This window comes from Zeaxanthinibacter sp. PT1 (assembly GCF_028464225.1).
Classification (GTDB): Bacteria; Bacteroidota; Bacteroidia; order Flavobacteriales; family Flavobacteriaceae; genus Zeaxanthinibacter.
On the sequence record NZ_JAQPCN010000002.1, the window covers coordinates 121,341 to 147,952 of the forward strand.

Here is a 26,612-nt window from a genome sequence, read left to right on the forward strand (position 1 = left end):
TATACAACAATTAACATAACCATTTAATTATGGAACATACTATAAATCAGATTCCAGCGGCCTATGCCATTGATAATCCTATTCACCAGCAAAAATACCTGGTGAACGGAAAGCTAGAGCACTGGGATGGTGCAACTACAGAGGTGTATTCCTCTATCTCGTCTACAGAAACCTATGCTCCGACCTTGCTGGGTAGTATCCCTGATATGGGGGAGCCCGAGGCCCTGGACGCCTTACAGGGTGCCCTTGATGCTTTTGACCAGGGAAAGGGAGTCTGGCCTACTATGCGGGTGAAAGATCGTATTGAGTGCATGATGAAGTTTGTAAGCCAGATGGAATCTAAACGAGACGAGATCGTAAAACTACTGATGTGGGAGATCGGGAAGTCACTACCCGATTCAGAAAAGGAGTTTGACCGTACGGTGGAGTACATCTATAACACCATTGAGGACTACCGGGAACTGGATAGGAATTCGGCTAAGTTTACTAAACATGATGGGGTGTATGCCCATATCAGGAGGGGGCCACTTGGTGTTGTTCTTTGCCTGGGACCTTATAACTATCCCCTTAACGAAACCTTTGCCTTGTTGATCCCGGCTATCATCATGGGAAATACGACCATTTTTAAACCGGCAAAGCACGGAGTCTTATTGATCACGCCCTTGCTGGAGGCTTTCCAGTCCAGTTTTCCAAAAGGAGTGGTTAATATTTTATTTGGAAGGGGAAGAGCAGTGGCCGCACCGATTATGAAAACCGGGAAAGTAGATGTACTCGCCTTGATCGGTAACAGCAAGTCGGCAAACGCACTACAGGAACAACATCCAAAAAGCAACAGGCTTCGACTGGTGCTGGGTCTTGAAGCCAAGAACCCGGCAATTATCCTGCCGGATGCCGACCTAGATCTTACCATTGATGAATGCATCGCGGGAACCCTGTCTTTTAACGGGCAGCGCTGTACTGCCTTGAAGATCGTATACGTTCATAAGGAGGTAAAAGAGGAATTCCTGGAACGTTTTGCAAAAAGGGTCGATGGTCTAAAATTCGGCAACCCCTGGGAAAAAGGTGTAAAATTAACCCCACTGCCGGAACCGGGAAAGCCGGATTACATACAGGAACTCATTGATGACGCCCTGGAAAAAGGCGCAAAGATCATTAATGAAAAAGGTGGGGAACGCAGTGAAAATTATATTTGGCCTGCCGTACTGTACCCCGTTACCAAGGATATGAGGGTATACCGGGAAGAACAATTTGGTCCGGTAATCCCGGTAATGTCCTTCCAGGATATCGAGGAGCCTTTGGATGATATGGCCGAGAGCAACTATGGGCAGCAAGTGAGCCTGTTCGGGAAAGATGTCTATACCCTGGCCCCTTTAATAGATACACTGGTAAACCTTGTATGCAGGGTGAATTTGAACAGCTCTTGCCAAAGAGGACCTGATGTGTATCCTTTTACCGGGAGAAAAGATTCGGCACAATCTACGCTGAGTGTTCACGATGCTCTGCGATCCTTCTCTATCCGTACTTTCGTGGCCTTCAAGGACAACCCCTTAAATACCGATACGGTAGAGCAGCTTTTAGAGACCAAACTCTCTAATTTTATCAGCACAGATTACATTCTATAACACATAACTAAAAATGGATTTCAAGCCCTTTCCAATACGGAAAGGGCTTTTCTGTTTCACTAGCCCACATGTCTGATTTTAACCCGGGTTTAGCTCATAAGAGAGCATAAAGGGTAAAATACTACATGAATCTGGTAATCCAAGACAGCTGTTCACTCGTATCTACTGCTAATTTTGAATTCAAAACTCCTCTGTAGTTCACCGAGGGGACATAGAAGCCCTAAAATTTATATAAATGAAACCGGATATATCGAGAAATAAAGCCCTCTTTGCCCTTGCCATGGGTGGTTTCGGGATAGGGCTTACAGAATTTGTAATCATGGGGATTCTGCCTAACGTCGCCCAGGACCTGGATATCAGTATCGCCAAAGCAGGCCATTTTATTGCGGCTTATGCCCTTGGGGTGGTTGTAGGAGCGCCTTTGCTGACCGCAGTTGCCGGGAAATGGGAGGCTCATAAAGTTATGTTATACCTCATGCTGTGGTTTACGGTTTTTAATACACTGTCAGCCTTTGCCCCTAATTACGAGCTGTTGATGCTAAGCAGGTTCCTGTCTGGCCTTCCCCATGGTGCATTCTTTGGAATCGGGGCCGTGGTGGCGGCAAAATTGGCCAGGAAAGGTAAGGCGGCACAGGCAATTGCAACCATGTTCGCGGGGCTTACGGTCGCTAATGTACTGGGAGTTCCCCTGGGGACATACCTCGGACAACAGATCCACTGGAGCTGGTCTTTCTTGCTGGCAGGTATCGTAGGATTACTAACGTTGTTTAGTGTATATTTCTGGATCCCGGCCCAGGAAAAGGCATCAACACAGGGATTTGGAAAAGATATTGGGATACTTGCTAAACCACAGGTCCTGGGTTTAATTCTTCTCACCACTATAGGAACTGGTGGATTCTTTGCCTGGTACAGTTATATTGCTCCGCTTTTAACCAAAGTTTCGGGCTGGGAAGAGGAGATGGTGAGCTACGCTATGATCCTCGCCGGCTTAGGAATGGTCGCAGGGAACTTCCTCGGGGCTAAACTGGCAGAATGGTTTGCGCCTATGAAAGCAGTGGTTACCAGCCTGGTGCTGATGACCTTGGTACTGGTGCTAAATAGTTTTATCGCAGTAGATCCTTATGCGGCCATAATTATGACATTTGTTATCAGTATGGTTGCTTTTACGGTGGGAACTCCGGTGCAGATGGCCATAATACAACAATCCAAGGGCTCTGAGATGCTAGGCTCTTCATTGAACCAGAGCGCTTTTAATATGGCAAATGCATCCGGGGCCTTCTTCGGTGGCTTACCCATCGCTATGGGGTACGATTTTACCAAGCCCGGTCTCGTCGGAGCAGGTTTGGCAGGGGTAGGGGTGCTTATCGCAACAGTTCTCTTACTTATGCAGCGTCGCCAGGTAAAGCATCGCAGAAGGAAACTGGCATTACAGTCCTAGATCTGCGCTGCTAACCAATCTCCTACCTCTTTTGTTCCATGTGCTGTGCCCTTATCGGCAAGGTCCTCGGTAACCACGCCTTTTTCCAAGGCCTGGTTTACGGCGTCCCTGATTGCGGTTGCTTCCTCTGTTAGTCCAAAATCATCGAACATCATAGCGGCAGAAAGTATGGTAGCCATGGGATTGGCAATATTTTTCCCTGCGGCCTGGGGATACGAACCATGGATAGGTTCGTATAGCGATACTTTTTCTCCAACCGAAGCTGAAGGCATTAATCCCATGGAACCTGAAATTACAGAAGCTTCATCTGTCAGGATATCTCCAAAGAGATTTTCAGTGATCAAAACATCATAAGTATTGGGCCATTGTACCAAGCGCATAGCCACAGCATCGACGAATTCATAACTGACGGTTACTTCCGGGTAATCCTTTTCCATAGCCTGTACCGTTTCTCTCCATAATCTTGAAGACTCTAATACGTTGGCTTTATCGACACAGCAAAGTTTCTTATTCCTTCGCATGGCCAGTTCAAAACCTTTCTTAGCCAGGCGTTGTACTTCTTTCCGGGTATAAGTACAGGTGTCATAGGCTGTATCCCCATTATCTTCCCTGCCGCGTTTTCCAAAATAGATACCTCCGGTAAGTTCTCGAAGGAAGACCAGGTCTGTTCCCTCTATACGCTCCCTTTTTAAGGGTGATTTATCGACCAGGGAAGGAAATGTGAAGGTTGGACGTACGTTGGCAAATAAACCCAATTCCTGCCGCATTTTCAGAAGTCCCTGTTCCGGGCGTACTTTGGCAGAAGGATCGTTATCAAACCTCGGGTGCCCAATAGCGCCGAAAAGCACGGCGTCTGCATCCTGGCATATCTTATGGGTTTCAGGAGGGTAGGGATCCCCGACAGCGTCGATGGCTGCGGCGCCCGTAAGGGCAGGAATCCATTTAATGCTATGGTCAAACTTTTTCGCTACTGCATCGCAGACCTTGACAGCCTGGTCTATTACTTCCGGACCAATGCCGTCCCCGGCCAATAAGGCGATATTTAGGTTCATGTGTTGATATTTGATGATTAAAAAATATTCAGCATTTTCTCCGTGGCTTTAATAGCCGATACGGTTTGATCAGAATCCAGCCCCCTGGTCTTGAACTCCTTGCCCTTATGTTCCCAGGTGATAATGGTTTCACAAAGGGAATCGGAATTACTGCCCGGTGGTATTCGAACGGCGTAATCGGTCAGGGTAGGGAGCTCCATTTTCCGAGAAGAATACACCTTCCTCAAAGCGTTCATAAAGGCATCAAACTGCCCGTCCCCCTGGGCATTCTCCTCGTGAGAATCTCCGTCGATTTCCACAGCTACCGTGGTGGATGGTTTAAGGCCCTTAGAATGCGTAAGAACGTAAGACCTAACAAAAACCCTTTGCTGATAAGTGTTGCTGTCCAATACATCAGAAATAATGTAGGGAAGATCTTCCTTGGTTACCTTTTCTTTTTTATCTCCCAATTCTATAATCCTCTGGGTAACTTTTTTGAGCTCTTCATCATTCAGGGTAAGTCCCAGTTCCTGCAGATTCTTTTGAATATTGGCTTTTCCCGAGGTCTTACCAAGTGCATATTTCCGTTTCCGCCCGAATCTCTCTGGTAAAAGATCATTAAAGTAAAGATTCTTTTTATTATCTCCATCTGCATGTATTCCAGCAGTTTGTGTAAAAACATTGTCACCTACGATAGGTTTGTTGGCAGGGATGCCAAAACCTGTAAAGGTAGACACCAGCTTACTGACTTTGAATAGCGAAGATTCTTTGACATTGATCCGGTGATGGGGCATAAAGTCGTTCACCACGGCCACTACGCTGGCTAATGGGGCATTTCCCGCCCGTTCGCCCATGCCGTTCACGGTAAGGTGTAGTCCATCACATCCGGCTCTCAGTGCTTCCATTACATTAGCGACACTCAGGTCATAATCATTATGGCCGTGAAAATCAATATGTAATTGCGGGTATTTCTTCCTGATATCGGACAAAAAGGTATAGGTTTCAGAAGGGGTTAGGATTCCCAGCGTATCAGGCAGTAAAAGTCTTTTTATGGGTAGAGTGGCCAGGTAATTGATAAAACTATAGACATAGTCCGGAGAATTACGCATGCCATTGCTCCAGTCTTCCAGGTAAACGTTGGTTTTTATCCCGTTCTTTTCTGCCTGTGCAACTACAGCAGCAATCTCATTAAAATGTTGTTCAGGTGACTTTTTTAGTTGATGGGTCAGGTGATTTAAGGAGCCTTTTGTCAACAGGTTCTGCACCCTGGCCCCCGCTTTAAGCATCCATTCAATAGAACTTCCGCCGTCGACAAAGGTAAGCACCTCAACCCGGTCCAGGTAGCCCTTTTCTGCGGCCCATTGGGTGATCTGAGCTACGGACTGGAATTCCCCTTCCGAAACCCTGGCAGAGGCAACCTCTATACGATCTACCTTTAATTCATCCAACAACAATTTGGCCAGGGTAAGTTTTTCCGAGGCTGAAAAGGAAACCCCCGAAGTCTGTTCCCCATCCCTGAGGGTGGTATCCATTATTTCTATGGTTCTCTTTTTCATTACATCACCGGGCTATGGGAATTTAGCAATATATTATAATGGATTCTGGGCGTTAAATGCGGTAATGTCGTCCTCGAGATTTAAAAGGAAATCGATATCATCAAAACCGTTCAGCATATTGTCTTTCTTATACGGGTTGATATCAAAAGTTTCCTTAGCACCGGTAGGGAGGATGGTAATGCTTTGCTCCGGTAGATCGACCTCAATTTCTGCCTTCGGGTCTTTTTCAATCGCTTCAAAGATCTGTTGCAGGAAAGCTGCACTCACCTGTACCGGGAGAACGCCAACGTTCAGGCAGTTATTCCTGAAGATGTCTGCAAAGAAACTGGAAACCACGCAGCGAAAACCGTAGTCATACACCGCCCATGCAGCGTGTTCCCGAGAGGAGCCGGATCCGAAATTCTTCCCACCTACGAGAATCTTACCCGAATATATTGGATTGTTCAGTACAAAATGTTCTTTAGGGCTATTGTCCGGGTGGTAACGCCAGTCGCGGAAAAGATTGTCTCCAAATCCTTCACGTTCCGTAGCTTTCAGGAAACGAGCCGGGATGATCTGGTCCGTATCCACATTTTCTATAGGTAAGGGTACTGCTGAGCTGGTGAGTACATCAAATTTATCGTAAGCCATTTTTTGTAATCTTTTAATTAATTCTTCGACTTTATGCGGTGGCCAATTCCAGGAGCTCTCTCGGATCAGTCACCTTCCCCGTTACCGCAGCAGCCGCAGCAACCAGGGGACTGGCAAGCAAGGTACGTGCACCAGGCCCTTGTCTGCCTTCAAAATTCCTGTTAGAAGTACTTACCGCGTATTTACCGGCCGGGATCTTATCGTCGTTCATCGCAAGGCAAGCCGAACAGCCGGGTTCCCTTAATTCAAATCCTGCTTCGATTAGTATATCCAACAAGCCTTCTTCCTTGATGGCAGCTTCTACCTTGTGAGACCCGGGCACCAGCCATGCCGTAACATGCTCTGCTTTCTTCCGGCCCTTTACAATACCGGTAAATGCCCTGAAATCCTCAATCCGGCCGTTGGTACAACTCCCGAGGAAAACGAAGTCTATCGGTTTTCCAATCATAGATTCCCCTTCCTGGAAATCCATATAAGCCAGCGATTTTGCATAGGTTGCAGCTCCGCCTTCCACAGCATCAGCTGTAGGTATACCCATGGTGATACCGACACCCATCCCGGGATTGGTACCATAAGTGATCATCGGTTCTATATCCTCCCCGTTAAAACTGACTTCCTTGTCAAATATGGCATCCTCATCGGTCTTTAAAGTATCCCAATATTCCATCGCGGTATCCCAGGCTTCTCCTTTCGGAGTATGTTCCCGGCCTTTGATATATTCAAAAGTCTTTTCATCCGGTGACATCATTCCGCCCCTGGCACCCATTTCAATACTCAGGTTACAAACGGTCATTCGGCCCTCCATAGACATGTCGCGGAATACTTCCCCGGCATACTCTACAAAGTACCCGGTGGCCCCGGAGGTTGTAAGTCGCGAGATAATATAAAGTGCTACATCTTTAGGGGTAACACCGGCATTCAATTTGCCATGTACATTGATTCGCATCCGCTTGGGTTTGGGTTGCAGTATGCATTGAGTGGCTAGAACCATTTCTACCTCAGAAGTCCCGATTCCAAACGCTATGGCGCCAAAAGCCCCGTGGGTAGACGTATGGGAATCCCCGCAAACAATAGTTGCGCCGGGAACGGTTATCCCGTTTTCCGGTCCAATGACATGTACTATCCCGTTCTTTTCATGCCCTAGTCCCCAGTAGGGTATACCGTGTTCGGCGGCATTCTGTTCCAACATTTTCAACTGGTTGGCAGAAAGTGGGTCCGCTACCGGTAAATGTTGATTCCGGGTAGGCGTATTGTGATCTGCGGTTGCAAAGGTCCGTTCCGGGAAGCGAACTTTAATCCCACGATTTTTAAGCCCCAGGAAAGCTACCGGGCTGGTTACTTCATGGACAAGGTGCCGATCTATAAATAGTACTTGTGGCCCGTTCTCAATCTTTTTGATCACGTGGGCGTCCCAGACCTTATCAAACAGTGTTTTACTCATAATTGAAATAGCTTGTGATTAGCCAGTAATTTAAGCCATCAAAAATACTAAAGCATATTTACAGTCCCTTGAATCCGCGATTTCAAATTACGATGTTCAATAGCCTTTAATAAGTTGTAAATACTTGATTGTGTGACAATTAATATGGTTATTGAGTAAATTTTGACCATTGTCAAGACATAGGCTTTCTACTGGAATGTCCTTGCACTCCTAACTTCAGCTCATTATATCAGTTGATACAATGCATAGAATAACAGAGTAAAGAATTTTGCCCCCTTTTAGAAGAATAGCGAAATATTGTCTAGCTGATATACGTCCAGATATCCTTATGCCGCGATAAACGGCTGTAGGCGACACGTACAGCAAGATTTTCCGGGGCTCCCAGCTCCGGGTCTTGCTTGAGTAATTGCTGGGCGTAGTAGCGCGCAGTTTGTAAAATATCCCTGTCTCTAACCACATCTGCGATCTTCAGGTTGAGCACACCACTTTGCTGGGTACCCATTAAATCCCCGGGACCCCTTAATTTAAGGTCTACCTCGGCAATTTCAAACCCGTCATTGGTCCTGACCATAGTCTCTAACCTGGTTTTTGCCTCTGACGACAATTTCTGCCCGGTCATCAGTATGCAATAACTCTGGTCTGCACCACGGCCTACTCGGCCTCTTAATTGGTGTAGCTGGGAAAGTCCGAAACGCTCCGCACTTTCAATGATCATTACGGAGGCGTTGGGAACATTGACTCCTACCTCGATCACTGTTGTAGCTACCATGATCTGGGTTTCTTTTTTAAGGAATCGTTCCATCTCGTAGTCCTTATCCTCGGCCTTCATCTGCCCGTGTACAATAGAGACCTGGTATTCCGGTTGGGGGAATTCGCGCACTACGCTTTCATACCCGTCCATCAGGTCCTTATAATCCAGGGCTTCAGATTCCTGGATAAGAGGATAAACGATATATACCTGCCTCCCTTTTTGGATCTCATCCCGTAAAAAACGGAACACCTTTAACCTATTGGCATCAAACCGATGCACGGTTCTGATGGGTTTCCTGCCCGGGGGAAGTTCGTCGATCACGGAGATATCCAGATCCCCGTACAGGCTCATGGCCAGGGTGCGCGGGATCGGGGTAGCTGTCATAACTAATACGTGGGGAGGTAATTGGTTCTTATGCCATAATTTGGCGCGTTGTGCCACTCCAAAACGGTGCTGTTCATCAATGATGGCTAGTCCCAGGTTGTTAAACCGGACCTTATCCTCAAGCACAGCATGAGTGCCCACCAGTATATTCAGGCTGCCATCACTCAATGCCTCGTGAAGGGGCTTACGATCTCTTTGTTTTACGGATCCTGTCAATAGGGCTATGCTTACCCCCAAATCTCCCAATAATTCTTTCAGCCCATTATAGTGCTGAACAGCCAGTATCTCTGTCGGGGCGACCAGGCAGGCCTGGTAATCGTTATCTATGGCTAACAACATAGCCATCAATGCAACAATGGTTTTTCCCGAGCCTACATCCCCCTGCAGTAACCTGTTCATCTGGGCATTGCTGCCCAGATCTGCCCGTATTTCTTTGATAACACGCTGTTGTGCCCCGGTAAGCTGGAAGGGTAAATGTTCTTGGTAAAACCTGTTGAAATATTGGCCTACCTTATCAAAAGGCATTCCTTTGATCTTCTGTTTCCGCATTTGTTTTTTAAAGAGCAGCTGTAGTTGTATATAGAAAAACTCTTCAAATTTTAGGCGGAACTGTGCCTTTGACAGGGCTTCCTGGTTCTTGGGAAAGTGAATATGGAACAAGGCCTTTGATTTACTACTGAGGTGAAGCTCTTCGATTAATTTATCGGGCAGGGTTTCAGCAAATGCACCGGGTAATTCACTGAACAACTGCTGCTGCAGTTTATTCATTAAGCGATTAGTGATTCCTTTCTTCTGCAGCTTTTCAGTGGAAGGATAGACCGGTTGCATTGCAATACGAATACCTTGTTGGTGTTCCTGGGCCAATTCCATATCAGGATGGGGCATAGAGAATCGGCCGTTAAAATATTGCAGTCGCCCGAAGATCACATAAGGAACATTTAGCTTAAGACTTTCACGGATCCATTTATGACCCCTGAACCACACTAATTCCATTTCCCCGGTCTGGTCCTCAAATGTGGCTACTAATCGGCTTCCCCTGGCCTGTTCAACAGTTTTTAAATGCACCACCTTACCCACAATCTGAACTTCGGCAGAATTTCGCTGTAATTGGTTTATGGTGTAATATTGAGTCTTATCTATATACCTGTTCGGGAATAAGTGCAGCAGGTCCTGGTAAGTGTGAATGCCCAATTCTGATTGCAAAGTCTCGGCCCTGTTGGGCCCCACGCCTTTAAGGTAGGCTATAGGGGTTTGAAGAAACTTGGCATTCATCCGACTAAAATAAAGGTTCCCCTATATACCTGCAATAAACTAAAAACCTATTTTTAATGTAATTTACAGCCCGTGAACCAAAGACCATTTCTTTTACTCATTTTTCTACTCCTCGCCTCCTTGCAACTCCTTGCCCAGCGGGAGAATAGTGTCGATTTCCTCGAGGCCAAGGTAGAGATCCTTGTTAACCCCTTAAACAGGGAGATCAGCGGCAAAGTAGATTATTCCTTAGAAGTTTTACAGCCTATAGAAGTCCTTAGCCTGGATGCGAGGAATATGGATTTCCATTCCGTTCGGGTAGGGGGGAAGAAAATACGGTTTACTGACGATGGCAGGTCCCTGCTGATTAAAAAGAAATTGAAACCCGGGAAATATTCCCTTTCTCTCGCTTACGTAGCACATCCCAAAGAGACAGTGTACTTTATTGGTTGGGACCTGCCAAATGAATCAACCGAAGTACGCCAGGTCTGGACCCAGGGCCAGGGTAAATACAGCAGTCACTGGTTACCGGGAATAGATGATATGACCGAAAAGATAGTTTACGATCTTCAAATAACGTTTGATAAAGATTATTTTGTCACCGCCAACGGTACACAGGAAGCGGTCGTAATAAATGATAGTACCGCAACCTGGTCTTTTGATATGGATAAACCGATGAGCAGCTACCTGCTTGCCTTTGTCATTGGGAAATACGGGAAAAAGGAATTAACGGCCTCAAGCGGGGTTCCCATTGAATTGTATTATTACCCGGAAGACAGCCTCAGGGTAGAGCCTACATACCGCTATTCTAAGGAAATATTTGATTTCCTTGAAGAGGAGATCGGGGTGCCCTACCCATGGCAGGTCTATAGGCAATTACCGGTGCGCGATTTTCTCTATGCTGGCATGGAGAATACCACTACCACCGTATTTTCCGATGCCTACGTCATCGACAGCCTGGCTTTTGCGGATAAGAATTACGTGAATGTCAACGCCCATGAACTGGCCCACCAGTGGTTTGGAAACCTGGTCACCGAAGTATCTGCCGAGCATCACTGGCTGCATGAAGGATTCGCCTCCTATTACGCGCTCCTGGCTGAAAAACATGTATTCGGGGACGACTATTTCTATTGGAAGTTATTTGAAAGCGCCCGTACCCTGGATCGTATGTCTCAACAGCATAAAGGCGAATCTCTATTAGATCCTAAAGCAGGCAGCCTTACCTTTTATGAAAAAGGAGCCTGGGCTCTTATTGCCCTCAGGGAATTAGTAGGAGATGAACAGTTCAAGGCTGGAATCCGCTTATTCCTGGATCGCTATGCTTATACCAATGCCACGGTCCGGGATTTCCTCGAGCAGGTAGAATCTGTATCGGATCGTGATCTATCAACTTTTAGTCAGACATGGCTGGAGGCAAAACAATTCCCCTATAAGGAAGCCATGGAATTATTGAGTAACCGTAATGAGGAAATCAGGAATTTCCGTGAATTACAGAACACCCTGACTGTAGCCAGGGATTCCAGTGCAACTATATTAAAATTGGACTGGTCAGAAAATGAGTCCGACCTTTTCAGGGCAAACCTTATCAGTGATTACCACAAATCCATACCTGCAGAACTACTTGCCGATCTTATGGAGACCGCAGGGCCAAAATCAAGGCAGGCACTTGCCTTAACCAACTCAGGTGTACCTGGACCCTTGGTGGATACCTACGAATCTTTCCTGGACGACCCAAGCTATGTCACCGTAGAAAACGCATTGTTTAAATTATGGGTACACCGACCGGAGGAGCGTTCATCTTACCTTTATAAGACCCGTAATATTCTGGGACTACCTAACTATAATGTCCGTCTTCTCTGGCTTACCCTGGCATTATTTACCAAAGATTATGATCCGGGTATGGAGAAGGAATATTACCTGGAATTATCCGGGTATACCGATCCCAAATACCCATTTGATATTCGCCTGGGGGCTTTCCGTTACCTGGAGGAAGCCAGGATGTTCACGGAAGAGAATATCCATGACCTGGTACTGGCAACAACACATCATTCTTGGCAGTTTCGGAAATTTAGCAGAGATTTAATGGAGCGTTTGATGAAAGACGATAAACAACTTGCCATGATTCGGCGTGTGGCAGCAGGAATGCCTGCGGATAAGGCTGAATATATCAACCAAAAACTAAAGGAACTATGAGGGCATTAGTCATATCGGGTGGGGGCAGTAAAGGAGCCTTTGCCGGGGGAGTTGCACAGTACCTCATGGAAGAGCACGGTCATGAATACGACATTTTTATCGGTACCTCTACAGGTAGCCTGCTGATATCACACCTTGCCCTGGGTAAAATAGAAAAGATTAAAGAGGTGTATACCTCGGTGAACCAGAACAGTATTTTTTCTCGCTGCCCTTTTACGATCAATAAGAAACATGGGGTGGCCACCATTGGGATCAATCACTGGAATGTGCTTAAGAATTTCTATGATGGCAGCAAAACATTCGGGGAAAGCCACAACCTTTTAAAATTAATCCGACAGACCCTGAGTCCGCAGGAGTTTGAAAGCTTGAAAGAACAGCATAAGGATATTGTTGTCACCGTATCCAACCTGTCACTTAACCAGGTAGAATATAAGTCGATTCGCGATTTTGATTATGATAATTTTTGTGAGTGGATATGGATTTCCTGCAATTATACCCCGTTTATGAGCCTGGTAAGAAAGGATGGTTGTGAATATGCGGATGGAGGGCTTGGATCCATGGTGCCTATAGAAGAAGCAATTAAAAGGGGGGCTACCGAAGTAGATGCCATTATATTACATACAGAAGTTACACATTATAACAGGCTTCCTTCAAAAAATGTATTTTCTTTACTCACAAGTATGTTCAGTTTTATGCTAGACCGGATAGAGAGGCAGAATATTCGCATTGGGAAGTTCGTGGCCAACCAGAATGAATCGATTATAAATTTCTATTATACACCTACTGTTCTCACCACCAACTCCCTGATTTTTGATAAACAGAAGATGACCAGCTGGTGGTCCAGCGGTTTTAATTTTGCACAATCAAAAAGTGAAAATCTAAGCCAGATAGAGCCCAACGAATAGTTATTCTACCAGAGTTCCCCGATTTCTTTCTTAATATAAGAAAGTGCAGTGGCAGAAGGCGAAGCTTTATCCATAGTATCATTCAGTATGTCTTCCCTTAATTTGTCAGCATTGTCGGCTTCACTCATCGCAGCCTTCCTGATAGCTTGTATAGTGGCATTTTTCGCGGCCTTAATGATATTCCAGCACTCATCACTCATATAGATCTGCTGGGATAGGTTATGATCAAATTCGTTCTCAATATTCCTGATCAACAGTGTTTCATAGGCATTCTTATCCGCTGATTTCGGTGAAATCCTCACCACCAGGCTTGGAATTGATATACGTTCCAGGAAAAGCGCCATCCTTTCATAGGCTTGTAAACGCAACGGGAGTGCATTCTTTTGGGCATCTTTGTGCAGTAAGAACCTGCGCCGACCCTCTTCATTCCTGGTATGTAACCTGAAAAAGTAAAACGCGATGGCTCCTGTTACTACAGCAGGTAATAAATAGGCGAATAACTGAAAGATTCCGTCTCCGGTCATGTTGTAATGTATTTAGTTGGTTTGCTCCCTTGTACAACGCTGGTTTTATTTAAAAATTATGACAGTTCAGCAAGCAATGGGACTCAGCGGCTCATTAAAACTCTTTTATCGCGTATTTTTCATGAGCTCCTTGACCATTTCAAAGAATTGATCGTAATCCGGGGTGATCCTTAGTAAAGTTTTATTGGCCGGGCCCTGTCCTTGACCTGTGGCGATCATAAACTCCGGGGAAATAGCCGAATTTTCTTGTAAATACTGCTTCACGGCACTGGCTCTCAAGGCACTCAGTTGCGATCCCGATAATGCTTTTTTATCCGTTGCCAAAGCTGGGGCCGGGTTACTCTCAATATAAAGCCTGGCCTTAGGATGTAACTTCATGATCTGGGCAACTTTTTCTAAAATCCCGTTCCCGCTTTCAACAATGGTGTATTGCTGGGGAGCGCTGCCATATAGACTGCTGTTGTCCAGTGCGATGGTGAAGACGTTTTTGTCCAGGGCTATGGGCACCTCGTCACCCAGGCTCTTTTTAATAGAGGTAAGTAATTGGATGGTAGTAGAATCCGTGCTGGTCAGGGTTTCGTTGATCTGTCTCAACTGGTTCTCCTTACGATTAAGATTTTCCAGGGATTTCCCGATATTTTCAGTTTGGGACTTAGATTCCTCCGTCACCCTCGTCAGGGTGTTTAAAAGGTCTGAATTGGTCTTCCGGGAATCTGCCAGTTGTTGCTCGTAATCAGTGATCACAGCCCGCTGTGCGCTTTCTTTTCTCTGGCATTCGCGTAAGAGTCGGCTGGTCGAATCGAGCTCTGTTTGCAATTCGTCAACTTTCAGGATCAGGTCTTTTTTCTTCTGCCCGTAAAAGCTGTGTACACAAAGCAGGGCGCTACACAATAGGAGTGCAGGTAATTTCATCATGGTGTTCAGGTGTTTAAATGGGCCCTAGTGAAGGGCCCGGTATTTTTATTGATTCAGGTAATCGAGGCTCATTTCGGTCAGGGTTTTTACGCCCAGCAATAACCCGCTGTCGTCTATCATGAAGTCAGGCGTATGGTGAGGATAAGATTCCGTAGTACCCGGGGTCATTCCGCCCAGGAAGAAGAAAAAGCCGGGAACCTTCTCCTGGTAATAGGAGAAATCCTCCGCACCGGTGATAGCGTTCTGGGTTTGTACATTGGTCTTGCCGGCAACACGTTCTATGGTGGGCAGCATCTGGGTCACGAGATCCGGTTCATTGTAGGTAATCGCAGTATTCGTGACGATCTCAATAGTCGCCTCTCCGCCATAAGCCTTGGCAATTGCAGGAACCATTTCTTCCATTCGCTTATTCAGTTGTTTTTGCATATCGTAATCCAGCGTTCGGATCGTACCGATCATCTCGGCACTTTCCGGGATTATATTAGACCTTACTCCAGCTTTGATCTTACCAACAGTGATCACGGCAGCTTCCTTGGTCAGGTTCATCTCACGGCTGACGATGGTCTGTAGCCCGTCGATGATCTTTGCGCTGATAAGGATCGGATCTACCCCGGACCAGGGTTGTGATCCGTGGCTCTGCTTCCCTTTTACTTCAATAGAGAATCTCTGGGCAGAAGCCATGGTTCCCCCGGATTTATACCGAATAACCCCTACAGGTGTCTGTGAATTGATGTGTAGTCCAAAAATGGCATCCACATCAGGATTTTGCAGTACCCCTTCTTTAATCATCAGGGCTGCCCCGCCTTCTTCCCCGGGAGGCGCACCTTCTTCTGCCGGCTGAAAGATAAATTTCACGGTACCATTGATCTTGTCTTTATTCTTGGAGAGAATTTCGGCCACCCCCATCAGTATAGCTACGTGGGTGTCATGACCACATGCATGCATTACACCCACTTTTTCGCCGAGGAATTCAGAAGTCACCGTCGATTTAAAAGGCAGGTCGTTCCTTTCGGTCACGGGTAGGGCATCGATATCGGCCCTGAGAGCGATGACTTTCCCGGGTCCATCCCCTTTAAGTACTCCGACCACACCGGTATGTGCAACACCGGTCTGTACGTCCATCCCCAGGGATTTGAGGTGCGCTGCTATTTTTTCTGCCGTTTTGAACTCGCGATTAGACAATTCCGGGTTCTGGTGGATATCACGCCTCCAGCTGATCACTTGCTCCTCGATCTCCTCGTATTGTTTTTCAAGGCCGCTGCCCTGTGCCATCCCAAAAACGGCTGTCAGCAGAATGGCGCATTGTACTAGTTTTTTCATGTTATCAGAATTTAATTAAACGGTATCCATCCCCCTGCAATTGTATCAGTGCAGTCATAGCTGAAAGGGCCAGTTGCACCCCGGGGATAAGTTCTTCGCGAGCAACCCCTCGACCATTGATCGATTGCCCGCATTGTATGATCTGAACTCCATGGTTGAGCAACTCCCGGATCAGGGGCTCGTTTGGGTTCGGTATTCCATATCTTTTCTCGTAAGCCTTGTTATCAATCATATTCAGCGTAGCAGATCCGTGTACGACCATGGCCACCGAAAGTTGTGATACCGGGACCCCTGCCTGTGCATGCATATTCAGGAACCTGGCCGCAGTTTCTATAGACTTGTTCAACTCTTCTTTGTTTTCCGGACTCGCGGTAACATCAAAAACAACGTTGAAATCCAGGGAAGTATTGGTATTAAAACCCGGATTTGCAATGGGATAGACTTTTCCGTAATTTTTGATCACCGGGCCGGCTTTTGCTTGTTGTGCATTGGTCATAGGAACCATAAATAGAAGGGCTAATATCAGGAGGAGAAATGTTTGACGCTTCATAGTAGGGTTTTGGAAACGCTAAATATATTCAAATTGTCTCTAAAACGCATAGCGACCCGGGTTAATCTTAGCGGAAACATTATTAGGTTTATTTTTAATAAGTTTATTGCCTCTCCGTTTCAGGATACGCCTGATTATAGCTAATTTTATACCCCGCCCAAGATTTTTAAAAAACTACTGTTGGAACAATTTATCAATGAACTGAACGAGGCCCAGCGAGCCCCCGTATTGCACAAGGAAGGACCCCTGATGGTAATTGCCGGTGCAGGCTCGGGAAAGACTCGTGTACTGACCTATCGAATCGCTTACCTCATGGACCAGGGAGTGGATCCGTTCAATATCCTTGCCCTTACCTTTACCAATAAGGCTGCCCGTGAAATGAAACACAGGATAGCGGAACTTGCCGGTAAATCGGAGACTAAAAACCTGTGGATGGGAACCTTCCATTCTATTTTTGCGCGCTTATTGCGATACGATGGCGACAAACTGGGGTTTCCAAGTAATTTTACGATCTACGATACCCAGGATTCCCAGAGGCTCATTGCTTCCATCATTAAGGAGATGGGACTTGATAAGGATATCTACAAATACAAGCAGATCCAGAACCGCATTTCTTCCTACAAGAACAGCCTGATCACGGTAAAGGCCTACTTCCAGAACCAGGACCTTGTAGAAGCGGATGCCATGGCAAAGAAACCCAGGACAGGAGAAATCTATAAAGAGTATGTGGATCGCTGTTTTAAGGCGGGTGCCATGGATTTTGATGACCTCCTGCTAAGGACGAACGAGTTGCTGACCCGCTTTCCCGAAGTTCTCATGAAATACCAGGATCGTTTTAGGTATATCCTGGTTGATGAGTACCAGGATACTAACCATTCCCAGTACCTGATCGTAAAAGCTCTTGCAGACCGGTATAATAATATTTGTGTCGTGGGAGATGATGCCCAGAGTATTTACTCTTTCAGGGGAGCAAACATCAGTAACATCCTAAACTTCCAGAAAGACTATGATGATGCAGCCATGTACCGGCTGGAGCAGAATTACCGTTCTACTAAGAATATCGTAAACGCGGCAAATACCATTATTGCCAATAATAAGAACCAGCTGGAAAAAGTGGTCTGGACCGCTAATGATGACGGCCCTAAAATAAAGATCCACCGCAGTGTAACCGATGCGGAGGAAGGACGTTTTGTAGCCAATACGGTTTTTGACGAGAAGATGCGGTCGCAAAGGCCAGATAGTGACTTCGCTGTGCTATACCGTACCAACTCTCAATCCAGGGCTATTGAAGACGCTCTGAGAAAAAAAGATATCCCGTACCGTATTTACGGGGGATTGTCCTTCTACCAGCGGAAAGAGATCAAAGATGTATTGTCTTACCTGCGGCTGATCATCAACCCTAAAGACGAGGAAGCCCTGAAACGGGTTATCAACTTCCCGGCAAGGGGGATAGGACAAACCACGGTAGACCGACTGACCGTTGCTGCCAACCACTACGGGAGATCGATTTTCGAAGTGATGCAGAACCTGGATAAGATAGACCTGAAGATTAATTCCGGGACTAAGAGGAAACTGGAGGATTTTGTCAATATGATCCGGAGTTTCCAGATCATGAACGAAACTGCTGATGCTTTCAGCCTTGCCGAACATGTGGCGAGAAAAACCGGGATGCTGCTCGAGTTCAAAAAAGACGGAACCCCGGAAGGTATTGCCAGGATGGAGAACATTGAAGAACTCCTGAACGGTATAAAAGATTTCGTGGAGGGGCAGAAAGAACTGGCTGATGAACAGGGAGACCTGTCAACCTTCCTGGAAGATGTGGCCCTGGCCACAGACCTGGATAAGGACACCGGGGATGATGACCGGGTGGCCCTGATGACCATTCACCTTGCTAAGGGACTCGAATTCCCTTTTGTCTTTATCGTAGGGATGGAAGAAGACCTGTTCCCATCGGCCATGAGTATGAATACCAGGAGCGAACTGGAGGAAGAACGAAGGTTATTTTATGTGGCCCTCACTCGTGCAGAAGAACAGGCTTACCTGACCTATACCCAGAACCGGTATCGCTGGGGAAAACTGATCGACTCTGAACCCAGCAGGTTCCTGGAAGAAATAGATGAACAATACGTTGAGCGACTTACCCCCGTAGATACTTATAAATACAAATCTTTTATCGATAAGAATATCTTCGGGGAAGTGGATAAGAGCAGGTTACGACAAGAGAAGCCCAAGAATGGTGCTCCGCCTAGTGGCAACCAGCCCACCCAGAACCAACTGAGAAAATTGCGAAAGCTTAAGCCTGAGCTGTCTACCCCCGTGGGCAACTCTAGTGCAACCGATACTTCCCTGGAAGTTGGAACCCGTGTCAATCATTCCAGGTTCGGCAGGGGAGAAGTGCTGATGATAGAAGGGGTAGGGAACGACAAGAAAGCCGAGATCCGTTTTGAAAAAGGGGATATAAAAAAATTGTTACTGCGATTCGCAAAACTGGAGATCCTGGACTAAGGATCCACGGAGCGGAGTCCAATCTTAAATGAATATGGCAGAGTTTATCAGGATTTACGAAGACAATCCATCTCCGAAGGAGATAAAACGGGTTGCCGATATACTCCGGAAGGGCGGCTTGGTCGTTTACCCGACCGATACGGTTTACGGCTTGGGATGTGATATTACTAATAGTAAAGCCCTGGAGAAGATCGCCAGGATAAAGGGTGTTAAGCTGGCCAAGGCCAATTGGTCTTTTATCTGCGCAGACCTCAGTAACCTTTCCGATTATGTTCGGCAGATAGATACCCCGACATTCAAAATACTGAAAAGAGCGCTTCCCGGTCCTTATACCTTTATTCTGCCCGGGAACAACAGCCTGCCTAAAGATTTTAAGAAGAAGAAGACCGTCGGGATCAGGGTGCCGGACAACAATATAGCCCGTGCTTTGGTTGAAGCCCTGGGAAACCCCATTGTCAGTACCTCCATAAAGGATGAAGATACACTGTTAGAATATACTACAGACCCGGAACTTATCCTGGAGAAATGGGATAACCTCGTCGATGTTGTGATTGATGGGGGTTACGGGGACAACCAGCCTTCCACTGTGATCGACCTGTCCGAAGCCGAACCTTTTGTTGTTCGTGAAGGAAAGGGCGACCCGGATATTTTCTGAGGCTACCTGCCTTCTTCAGCTTTGATCGACATGTCCGGGTTATAAGGCGCAATAAAACGCTGTCCTTCTTTTGCTTCCCCGATTACTTCGGCCAGTTCTTTTTCCAGGTATTGCAGGTGAGCCCTGGTCATCCGGTGGTTGATGACCGTAAGGTTGCTTTTAATATCCTTCTGCAGCTGCAACAAGTAACTCAAAGCCAGCGACCTCACATCGGTGTTAGAGGTGTAATCTTCAGAGAGCTTTGCGAGCAGACCTCCAATGGCTCCTTTTGCCTTGTCCGGGCGGTAGAGGGCGATCAGGTTTTCTACATAGGCCTTCTGTAGTTTTCGACGGTATGTACTGGCCTGGTAGAATACATTCAGGTCACCCCAGGTCATTTTATATAGATCGTCCATATATTCTTCAGGCGTATAGGTATTGCGGTCCTGGAAACGCTCCGTGATAAAGGTCATCCGGCTTAAACGGCTTCCGCCCAGCAGGTTCAGCATTACACTTTCCATAGTCCTTGTAACGGCCTCCTTAGATTGGGGCGACTGGATGTTATTTAAAATTTCGTTGGTAAGCAGCCATTTGGGTTCATTAAATATATGGTGATCCAGGAATACCAGGGCTTCCCTCTGAAGTTGTTCATCCACCGGGGCATAGACCTCCCCGGTCTCTCCCATGGTTTTTGGCGTTTCGTAAATTCCGCCGATGTTTTTCACCACATGGAACAGGTAATTGTCATATTGTTTAACCAGGGCGGTATAAACCTGGTCCAGGTTTCGATAGCTGTCGCTGCGTCTCACCCGGGTCCATTCCGGTAAGTGGGGGACGATGCGCTGCAGGTTCAGGATACCGTAATTACTGGCAATGACGGCCTGGTCACCGAGATCTTCACGCTGGGAACGGGGATCAAAATCCCGTCCTTCGCCTCCGAACCACAGCCGGGGATTATTAGAGATGCTGTCTACTACCATGGCATTCAGTAATTCTTTTTCATCCATCCCACCGGGATTCTTTGGTAAAGGGCCATATCCCCATTGTATGGCCCATAGGTCGTAATCGTTGATCCTTGGCATCAGGTCTTCACGAGCAATACTGTCTTGTGGCTGGGCCACATAGTTAAATCGAGCGTAGTCCATTATGGAGCTGGTATGACCGTATTTTCGTTGCCATTCCGCATCCCTGAGTTTTTCTACCGGGGTGGCAAAACTCGCCGCCATATTATGTCGAAGCCCTAAGGTGTGTCCTACTTCGTGGGAACAGACAAAACGAATCAGTTGGCCCATTAATTCCGTATCGAACTCCATTTTCCTGGCCCCGGGGTCCACAGCTCCTGCTTGTATCATATACCAATCGTGTACAAGGCTGAGTACGTTATGGTACCAACCGATATGACTTTCAAGGATCTCACCACTCCGCGGATCAGTGATGTTGGGGCCGTAAGCATTTCGTGATGGTGATGCAAAATATCGGAGTACGGAAAAACGAGAATCTTCCAGGCTCATGTCCTTATTGTTTTCCGGCCATTCTTTCCCTACAATGGCATTTTTGAAGCCCGCTTTTTCGAACGCCTTCTGCCAGTCGTTGATTCCCTGTATCAGGAATGGTCTCCATTTTTTAGGGGTGGCAGGATCAAGGTAGAATACTATGGGCTCCTTAGGTGTAACCAGCTCTCCGGATAACCAGCGCTCCCTGTCCTCTTCCCGGGGCTCCAACCTCCAGCGGTGGATGTAAATGTTTTCCGCAACTTTCTGCTGCTCATCCCCATATTCCAGGTAAGAGCTGGCAAAATAACCCACCCTGGGATCATAAGCACGTTTTTTCATCGGTTCTTTCGGAAGTAAGATGAGGGAGTTGTTGATCTCTAAAGTAACTACCCCGGATAAGGCTATGGCCGGGAGTTCTTTCCTCGAATCCCCGGACCTGGCTTTATACGTCTTTACACTCCTGATCTCCGTGTTGATTGGGAAAGAACTGATGTTCTTTACATATGATTTGTCATCCTCAAGGGTGCTCAGTTTATAGGCGTCCTTCTGTGAAGGACTCATCGTTAACAGGGGGTTATCGCTGTTTAAAAACTTGTCCACCCGAATTAGAGAACTGCCAATTTTATCATTGCGCGCTTTTATATCAAAGGCTTCCAGGATAGGGGTGACGGTTGCATTATTAACTGCGGAGGCAATGGCCTCTTCCTCATCGGCTACACTGACCAGGGTCGAAATCCTCAAGAACAGCTGGTCTGACGGACCTTTCTCCCAGTATATGGTTTTATCACCAATTTCTTCACCTCCATAATTCTTGGCTCCCGCAGGAGTCTTAATAAATCGTGTTACTACCAGCATTTCCCGATTCAACAGGCTATCGGGTATTTCAAAATAGATCTCGCCTGCCTTCTGATAAATATTGAACAGCCCTTCTGAAAACTCTGCATCCTTGCCCAGTAAATCTTCAATACTGGGAATACCACCGGTCTTGCCGGCATTTGCGGTAACAGTATTCTGTTGGACTAACGCTTGTTTAGAGGCACAGGATATGCAGATTAGGAGTATGAATAACGACAACGATATGATTCTCATAGTGTCAGCAAGATTTGGGTTAACAGAATAGGTTGAATTGATTGATGATCTGTATCAGCACTATTAATTTCGCTGATTGAATTCGTATTTATTACAACATAACAAATATTTACGGGTACAAAAAAACCACGACATTGCCTTCTTGGTTTTGCCGTGGTTTGGTTTAAATGTGTTGCTGAGCAGCTTTGCTGCTACCAGCGGTATCAGGAATAACGCTTAGTTATTGATAGCAGGATCCTTCATACCTTCTTCGATCATACTGTAAAACTGATCAATTTTAGGTAATACTACGATACGGGTCCTCCTGTTCTTAGCCTTGTTATCTGAAGTGGTGTTTTCCACCAATGGAGCGTAATGGCTTCTTCCAGCGGCAGTCATCCTAGCCGGTGCAACACCGAAATCTTTTTCAAGGATACGCACTACAGAGGTTGCTCTTTTTACACTAAGATCCCAGTTGTCTAACAATACTCCGTTGCTTCCACGGTAAGGCACATTGTCTGTATGTCCTTCTACCATGAACTCAAAGTCAGGCTTGTTGTTGACTACCTGGGCTACTTTACCAAGAACATTCTTAGCTGCCTGGGTCACGGTGTAACTACCTGTGCTGAAAAGCAATTTATCAGAGATAGAAACAAATACTACTCCTTTTTCTACACTGATCTCGATGTCTTCATCATCAAGATTTCCAAGAACACCTTTTAGACTCTGTACCAATGCAAGGTTCACAGAATCTCTCCTGGTGATGGCATCCTGTAACTTACGGATAGTAAGATCTTTCTCCTTAAGGCTTTCCAAAGATTTTTCTAGGTTCTCTGCACCTTTGGTGGTAAGGGTGGTAAGGTTACCCATATTGTTAATGAGCTCCTGGTTGTTAGCTTTCAGGAAAGCGTTCTGATCTTCTAGGGTCTGTAACCTGGAACTTGCGGTAGCTTTCTCTTCAAGACATGTATTCAGTTTTACAGTGGCACTGTTTAACAGGTCTTGGGTCTCTTTTTGTTTTGATTCAAGTTCTGCATATTTTTTTTGTGATACACAGGATGAAAGTAGAAGGGTCATCCCCAGTACCCCTAACATGATTTTTTTCATAATAATGATTAAATGATTTAATTGTTTGTTATTTGTTTTCTATCTAGTTTGAGTGATTGTGAAATCGAGATCAAAATTATATATATTTCAATCCGACAATTTACCAATATAGTTAATCTTTTACTAAATCGTTAAAATTGTCTACTTGATGTACGAAGTGTGACCATACTATGGACGTTACGATGTAGTAATTTTTTAAAAAATCTTTCTTTTTTCTTTTGCGGTAAACAGCCCTGAAATGTTTGTAATAACTCAGGTGAGCCCTTAAAATCGTCCAGGCATGCCTGATTTTCAATTGAAAAACAAAACGAAGTGCCGCTACAAAGTCGAGCAGTAGCCTGCATAAAATGAGTGGGAATGCTCTCCTGCGGGGAAGATTTTTTGTGATAGAATAAAGGGAGTTCCTGAAATTCAGGAAGGTTTTTTTGGGATTCATGTTGCTCAAGGTAGAACCTCCAAGGTGATACACCTCAGAATTCCCGGTATAGAATACTTTAAGCCCTTCATTTTGTGCTCTCCAGCACAAGTCAATTTCCTCTTGGTGCGCAAAATACAGCTCGTCAAAGCCTCCCAGGCTCTTATAGACATCGCTTCGGATAAACATACATGCCCCGGTGGCCCAGAAGATTTCACGGGTATCATTATACTGACCACGATCTTTTTCAAGGGCCTGGAAGATTCGTCCACGACAAAAGGGATAACCCAGCATATCCAGGTAACCACCTGCAGCGCCTGCATATTCAAAGTGATCTTGTCTCATCAGGTCTAGGATCTTGGGCTGTACGATGGCGGCTTCAGGCTTGTTTTCCATCAGGGCCTCTATCGGCTCTAACCAGCCTTCGGTAACTTCAACATCAGAATTCAACAGGCAGTAGACGTCTGCATCTACCTGGGGCAGGGCATCGTTATACCCTTTGGCAAAGCCACCATTGGTAGGGTTCTCGATAATTTTAATATCTGGATAATGCTCTTGCACAAAACTGACAGAGCCATCTGTGGATGCATTATCGACCACGTAGACATCCCTTCCTGGTGAAAATCGGACAACCGATGGCAGGTATCGTTCCAGCAGAGCTTCCCCGTTCCAGTTCAGTATTACAATGGCGAATTTAAGCATGTGTCCGGTGGCTTGGTCTGTTGAGCCTTTTAGGTTTGGTTAAAGCTGGCAAAGTAAAGAAATATTTTAGAACTGCAGTGCTGTTCCCATACTGCTCAATTGCCTCTTAGGTGGGCGGAATACCGGGGGAGTGCTGGGAGGAACTCGTATCGTTGTTCGTCGTAATGTAATCGGCAGTAAAAATGTTCCAGGCCGTTGGTCACCATCAGGTATCGCGATCGCAATTGCAAGTTATAACGGGCGATCTGGTCAAAAGTATCCTGGGTAATCTTCACCTGGGGTGCTTTGCACTCTACCAGCACTTCCAGGGAACCATCAGGATTAAAGACTACAATATCGTAACGCTTTTTTAATCGGTTAACTTCCAGTTGTTTCTCTACATTAAGATGACCCGCCGGGTAACCCATCTCCTTATGAAGGTATAATAAGACATGTTGTCTTACCCATTCCTCGGGCTGCAGGAGAACGAATTTTTTGCGGATGAGATCAAAGATACGCACCTTATTTTCGCTACTTTTGAAACGAAATTGATATGAAGGGAAGTTCAATCGTTGCATACCGCAAAGTTGATGATTTTATCTGAATGGAGGAAGTAAAACAGATCGTAGCGGCAATCCGCAAAGGGGATATCAGGCCCATCTATTTCCTGATGGGAGAAGAGCCCTACTTCATTGATAAACTGGCCCAGTTTATTGGGGAATCTATCCTAAACGAACAGGAGCGTGAATTTAACCAAACCGTGGTCTATGGGAAGGACACCAGTGTAGATGAGATCGTGTCCATAGCCAAGCGATTTCCGATGATGGCCGAAAGGCAAGTAGTCATCGTAAAAGAAGCGCAGCACCTGGTGCGAACCATAGAACAACTAGCGAGCTATGCCGCCCAGCCACAACCGAGTACAGTCCTGGTCATATGCTATAAGTACAAGACCGTTGACAAGCGTAAAAAACTCATCAAAACCCTTAAGAACAGCCAGGCTGTGATTTTTGAAAGCAAAAAGCTTTACGAGAATAAAGTGGGTGACTGGATACGTCAACTGATGAAGAGCAAGGGACATGCTATCTCCCTCAAGGCATCCATCCTCCTTGTAGAATACCTGGGAGCAGACCTGAGCCGGATTGATAAAGAATTGGAAAAGCTACAGGGGCTTCTGAACGAAGGGGAAGAGGTAACTCCTAAACTGATCGAAAAGCATATCGGGATCAGTAAGGATTACAATCACTTTGAATTGAAGAAAGCCCTGGGGGAACGCGATATTGCTAAAGCAACACGTATCGTTAATTATTTTTCCCAGAATCCAAAAGAGCATCCTTTTGTCATGACGGTACCTTTTTTACATGGCTATTTCTCACAACTCCTGCAATACCACGGGCTGACCGATCATTCCTCCAGGAGTGTGGCCAGCGCACTCAAGATAAATCCCTATTTCGTGCCCGAAATACAGACCGCTGCCCGAAACTATCCTATGAAGGAAGTGAGCAGGATTGTCTCCAATCTCCGGGAAATGGATATGAAAGGTAAAGGAGTAGGGGCGGCTAATATGTCCCAGGCCGATCTCCTAAAAGAACTCCTGGTAAAAATTGTCTGATTTACTTTTTGTCAATGCTGTAACGCCCGGGTCCTAATAAAATGATTACGATAAAGAAGACCATGTATAAAAGGGCCAATTCCTTTTTACCAATGGGATCATTGGCGTGTACTACAAAAGCCGCTACCAGCATGGTGATTGCAGGGGGTACCGCAACCCAACGGGTCTTGTAACCCAGTATCACCAGTACAGGACAAATAAATTCGCCTATCACGGCCAGGAAAAGGGAGGGCGATTGCCCGAGTCCCAATGGGTCTGCAAATTCAAAATTACCATTGATCAGGCGCGTAAATTTTCCAATACCATGGGTTAGCATAAGGGCTGATGGCACGATACGGAGCAGGGCAAGCCCCAGATCGGTCTTTAAGCTTCTATTCATGTTGAAATAGTTAAGTTCTGCCTAAATGTAAAATAAAATTTACGGACAGCAGTAAACATCTATTATGATAAACGCAGAAAAATTACCGATATTTTAAGAAAAAAGCATTCAAAACACCTTTTACCTGCTCTTTTTCAATGTGTTATACCCGTTGAAATAGCACATAAAAAGACGCATAAAAGTTTGGGATTATGGTCCCGGAATTACAGC

21 protein-coding genes are annotated in these 26,612 nt (G+C 46.0%); 7 read left to right on the forward strand and 14 right to left on the reverse strand.

Annotated features, from left to right (window positions below; all coding sequences use genetic code 11):
* Window positions 1-29: 29 nt before the first annotated feature.
* Window positions 30-1,622, forward strand: coding sequence for an NADP-dependent glyceraldehyde-3-phosphate dehydrogenase (locus tag PP178_RS07575; protein WP_272593734.1), 1,593 nt, complete (start codon window positions 30-32; stop codon window positions 1,620-1,622).
* Between the two features lie 235 nt (window positions 1,623-1,857).
* Window positions 1,858-3,060, forward strand: a complete 1,203-nt coding sequence (locus PP178_RS07580; RefSeq protein WP_272593735.1) for an MFS transporter — start codon at window positions 1,858-1,860, stop codon at window positions 3,058-3,060.
* Here PP178_RS07580 and leuB read toward each other — a convergent pair.
* From leuB to recG, 5 genes are all read right to left on the reverse strand, one after another.
* Complete coding sequence (gene leuB / locus PP178_RS07585; RefSeq protein WP_272593736.1) at window positions 3,057-4,112, reverse strand: 3-isopropylmalate dehydrogenase; 1,056 nt, start codon at window positions 4,110-4,112, stop codon at window positions 3,057-3,059. The two genes, PP178_RS07580 and leuB, sit on opposite strands and share 4 nt — an antisense overlap.
* A gap of 17 nt (window positions 4,113-4,129) precedes the next feature.
* Complete coding sequence (locus tag PP178_RS07590; protein WP_272593737.1) at window positions 4,130-5,647, reverse strand: alpha-isopropylmalate synthase regulatory domain-containing protein; 1,518 nt, start codon at window positions 5,645-5,647, stop codon at window positions 4,130-4,132.
* Between the two features lie 33 nt (window positions 5,648-5,680).
* A complete protein-coding gene (gene leuD, locus PP178_RS07595) occupies window positions 5,681-6,277 on the reverse strand; it encodes a 3-isopropylmalate dehydratase small subunit (protein WP_272593738.1) in 597 nt (198 codons plus the stop codon).
* 31 nt (window positions 6,278-6,308) lie between these two features.
* Window positions 6,309-7,718 carry a 3-isopropylmalate dehydratase large subunit gene (gene leuC, locus PP178_RS07600; protein WP_272593739.1) on the reverse strand — a complete coding sequence of 470 codons (1,410 nt, stop codon included), beginning with the start codon at window positions 7,716-7,718 and terminating at the stop codon, window positions 6,309-6,311.
* A gap of 301 nt (window positions 7,719-8,019) precedes the next feature.
* Window positions 8,020-10,125 carry an ATP-dependent DNA helicase RecG gene (gene recG / locus PP178_RS07605; protein WP_272593740.1) on the reverse strand — a complete coding sequence of 702 codons (2,106 nt, stop codon included), beginning with the start codon at window positions 10,123-10,125 and terminating at the stop codon, window positions 8,020-8,022.
* A gap of 72 nt (window positions 10,126-10,197) precedes the next feature.
* Between recG and PP178_RS07610 the strand changes: the two genes are divergently transcribed.
* Both PP178_RS07610 and PP178_RS07615 read left to right on the forward strand, forming a co-directional pair.
* Entirely contained in the window at window positions 10,198-12,297 is a 2,100-nt protein-coding gene (locus PP178_RS07610) for a M1 family metallopeptidase (RefSeq protein ID WP_272593741.1), read from the forward strand.
* Window positions 12,294-13,202 (forward strand): patatin-like phospholipase family protein, encoded by a 909-nt coding sequence (locus PP178_RS07615; protein ID WP_272593742.1) that lies wholly within the window; start codon window positions 12,294-12,296, stop codon window positions 13,200-13,202. The genes PP178_RS07610 and PP178_RS07615 overlap by 4 nt, the downstream gene beginning before the upstream one ends.
* Before the next feature lie 5 nt (window positions 13,203-13,207).
* Here the strand turns inward: PP178_RS07615 and PP178_RS07620 are convergent, their stop codons facing one another.
* From PP178_RS07620 to PP178_RS07635, 4 genes are all read right to left on the reverse strand, one after another.
* Complete coding sequence (locus PP178_RS07620; protein WP_272593743.1) at window positions 13,208-13,726, reverse strand: DUF7935 family protein; 519 nt, start codon at window positions 13,724-13,726, stop codon at window positions 13,208-13,210.
* Window positions 13,727-13,831: 105 nt separating this feature from the next.
* The gene (locus PP178_RS07625; RefSeq protein ID WP_272593744.1) at window positions 13,832-14,641 is read right to left on the reverse strand and encodes an OmpA family protein; all 810 of its coding nucleotides are present in this window, start codon (window positions 14,639-14,641) and stop codon (window positions 13,832-13,834) included.
* A 45-nt stretch (window positions 14,642-14,686) separates the two neighbouring features.
* Window positions 14,687-15,961: an amidohydrolase gene (locus PP178_RS07630; RefSeq protein WP_272593745.1), complete on the reverse strand. Its 1,275-nt coding sequence runs from the start codon at window positions 15,959-15,961 to the stop codon at window positions 14,687-14,689.
* Between the two features lie 4 nt (window positions 15,962-15,965).
* A complete protein-coding gene (locus PP178_RS07635) occupies window positions 15,966-16,511 on the reverse strand; it encodes a DsrE family protein (RefSeq protein ID WP_272593746.1) in 546 nt (181 codons plus the stop codon).
* Window positions 16,512-16,691: 180 nt separating this feature from the next.
* Here PP178_RS07635 and PP178_RS07640 point away from each other — a divergent pair, with 180 nt between their 5' ends.
* The gene (locus PP178_RS07640) at window positions 16,692-19,016 is read left to right on the forward strand and encodes an ATP-dependent helicase (protein ID WP_272593747.1); all 2,325 of its coding nucleotides are present in this window, start codon (window positions 16,692-16,694) and stop codon (window positions 19,014-19,016) included.
* A 34-nt stretch (window positions 19,017-19,050) separates the two neighbouring features.
* Window positions 19,051-19,671 (forward strand): L-threonylcarbamoyladenylate synthase, encoded by a 621-nt coding sequence (locus tag PP178_RS07645; RefSeq protein ID WP_272593748.1) that lies wholly within the window; start codon window positions 19,051-19,053, stop codon window positions 19,669-19,671.
* A gap of 2 nt (window positions 19,672-19,673) precedes the next feature.
* Here PP178_RS07645 and PP178_RS07650 read toward each other — a convergent pair whose 3' ends face one another.
* From PP178_RS07650 to PP178_RS07665, 4 genes are all read right to left on the reverse strand, one after another.
* Entirely contained in the window at window positions 19,674-22,232 is a 2,559-nt protein-coding gene (locus PP178_RS07650; protein WP_272593749.1) for a zinc-dependent metalloprotease, read from the reverse strand.
* A 216-nt stretch (window positions 22,233-22,448) separates the two neighbouring features.
* Window positions 22,449-23,318 carry an OmpA family protein gene (locus PP178_RS07655; protein WP_272593750.1) on the reverse strand — a complete coding sequence of 290 codons (870 nt, stop codon included), beginning with the start codon at window positions 23,316-23,318 and terminating at the stop codon, window positions 22,449-22,451.
* 112 nt (window positions 23,319-23,430) lie between these two features.
* Entirely contained in the window at window positions 23,431-24,435 is a 1,005-nt protein-coding gene (locus PP178_RS07660; RefSeq protein WP_272593751.1) for a glycosyltransferase family 2 protein, read from the reverse strand.
* A gap of 95 nt (window positions 24,436-24,530) precedes the next feature.
* Window positions 24,531-24,992, reverse strand: a complete 462-nt coding sequence (locus PP178_RS07665; RefSeq protein WP_272593752.1) for a type I restriction enzyme HsdR N-terminal domain-containing protein — start codon at window positions 24,990-24,992, stop codon at window positions 24,531-24,533.
* Window positions 24,993-25,018: 26 nt separating this feature from the next.
* Here PP178_RS07665 and holA point away from each other — a divergent pair, with 26 nt between their 5' ends.
* Window positions 25,019-26,023, forward strand: coding sequence for a DNA polymerase III subunit delta (gene holA, locus PP178_RS07670; RefSeq protein WP_272593753.1), 1,005 nt, complete (start codon window positions 25,019-25,021; stop codon window positions 26,021-26,023).
* 1 nt (window position 26,024) lies between these two features.
* On the opposite strand, the gene PP178_RS07675 is transcribed toward holA, so the two are convergent.
* Window positions 26,025-26,402 carry a DoxX family protein gene (locus tag PP178_RS07675; RefSeq protein ID WP_272593754.1) on the reverse strand — a complete coding sequence of 126 codons (378 nt, stop codon included), beginning with the start codon at window positions 26,400-26,402 and terminating at the stop codon, window positions 26,025-26,027.
* Window positions 26,403-26,612 lie beyond the last annotated feature (210 nt).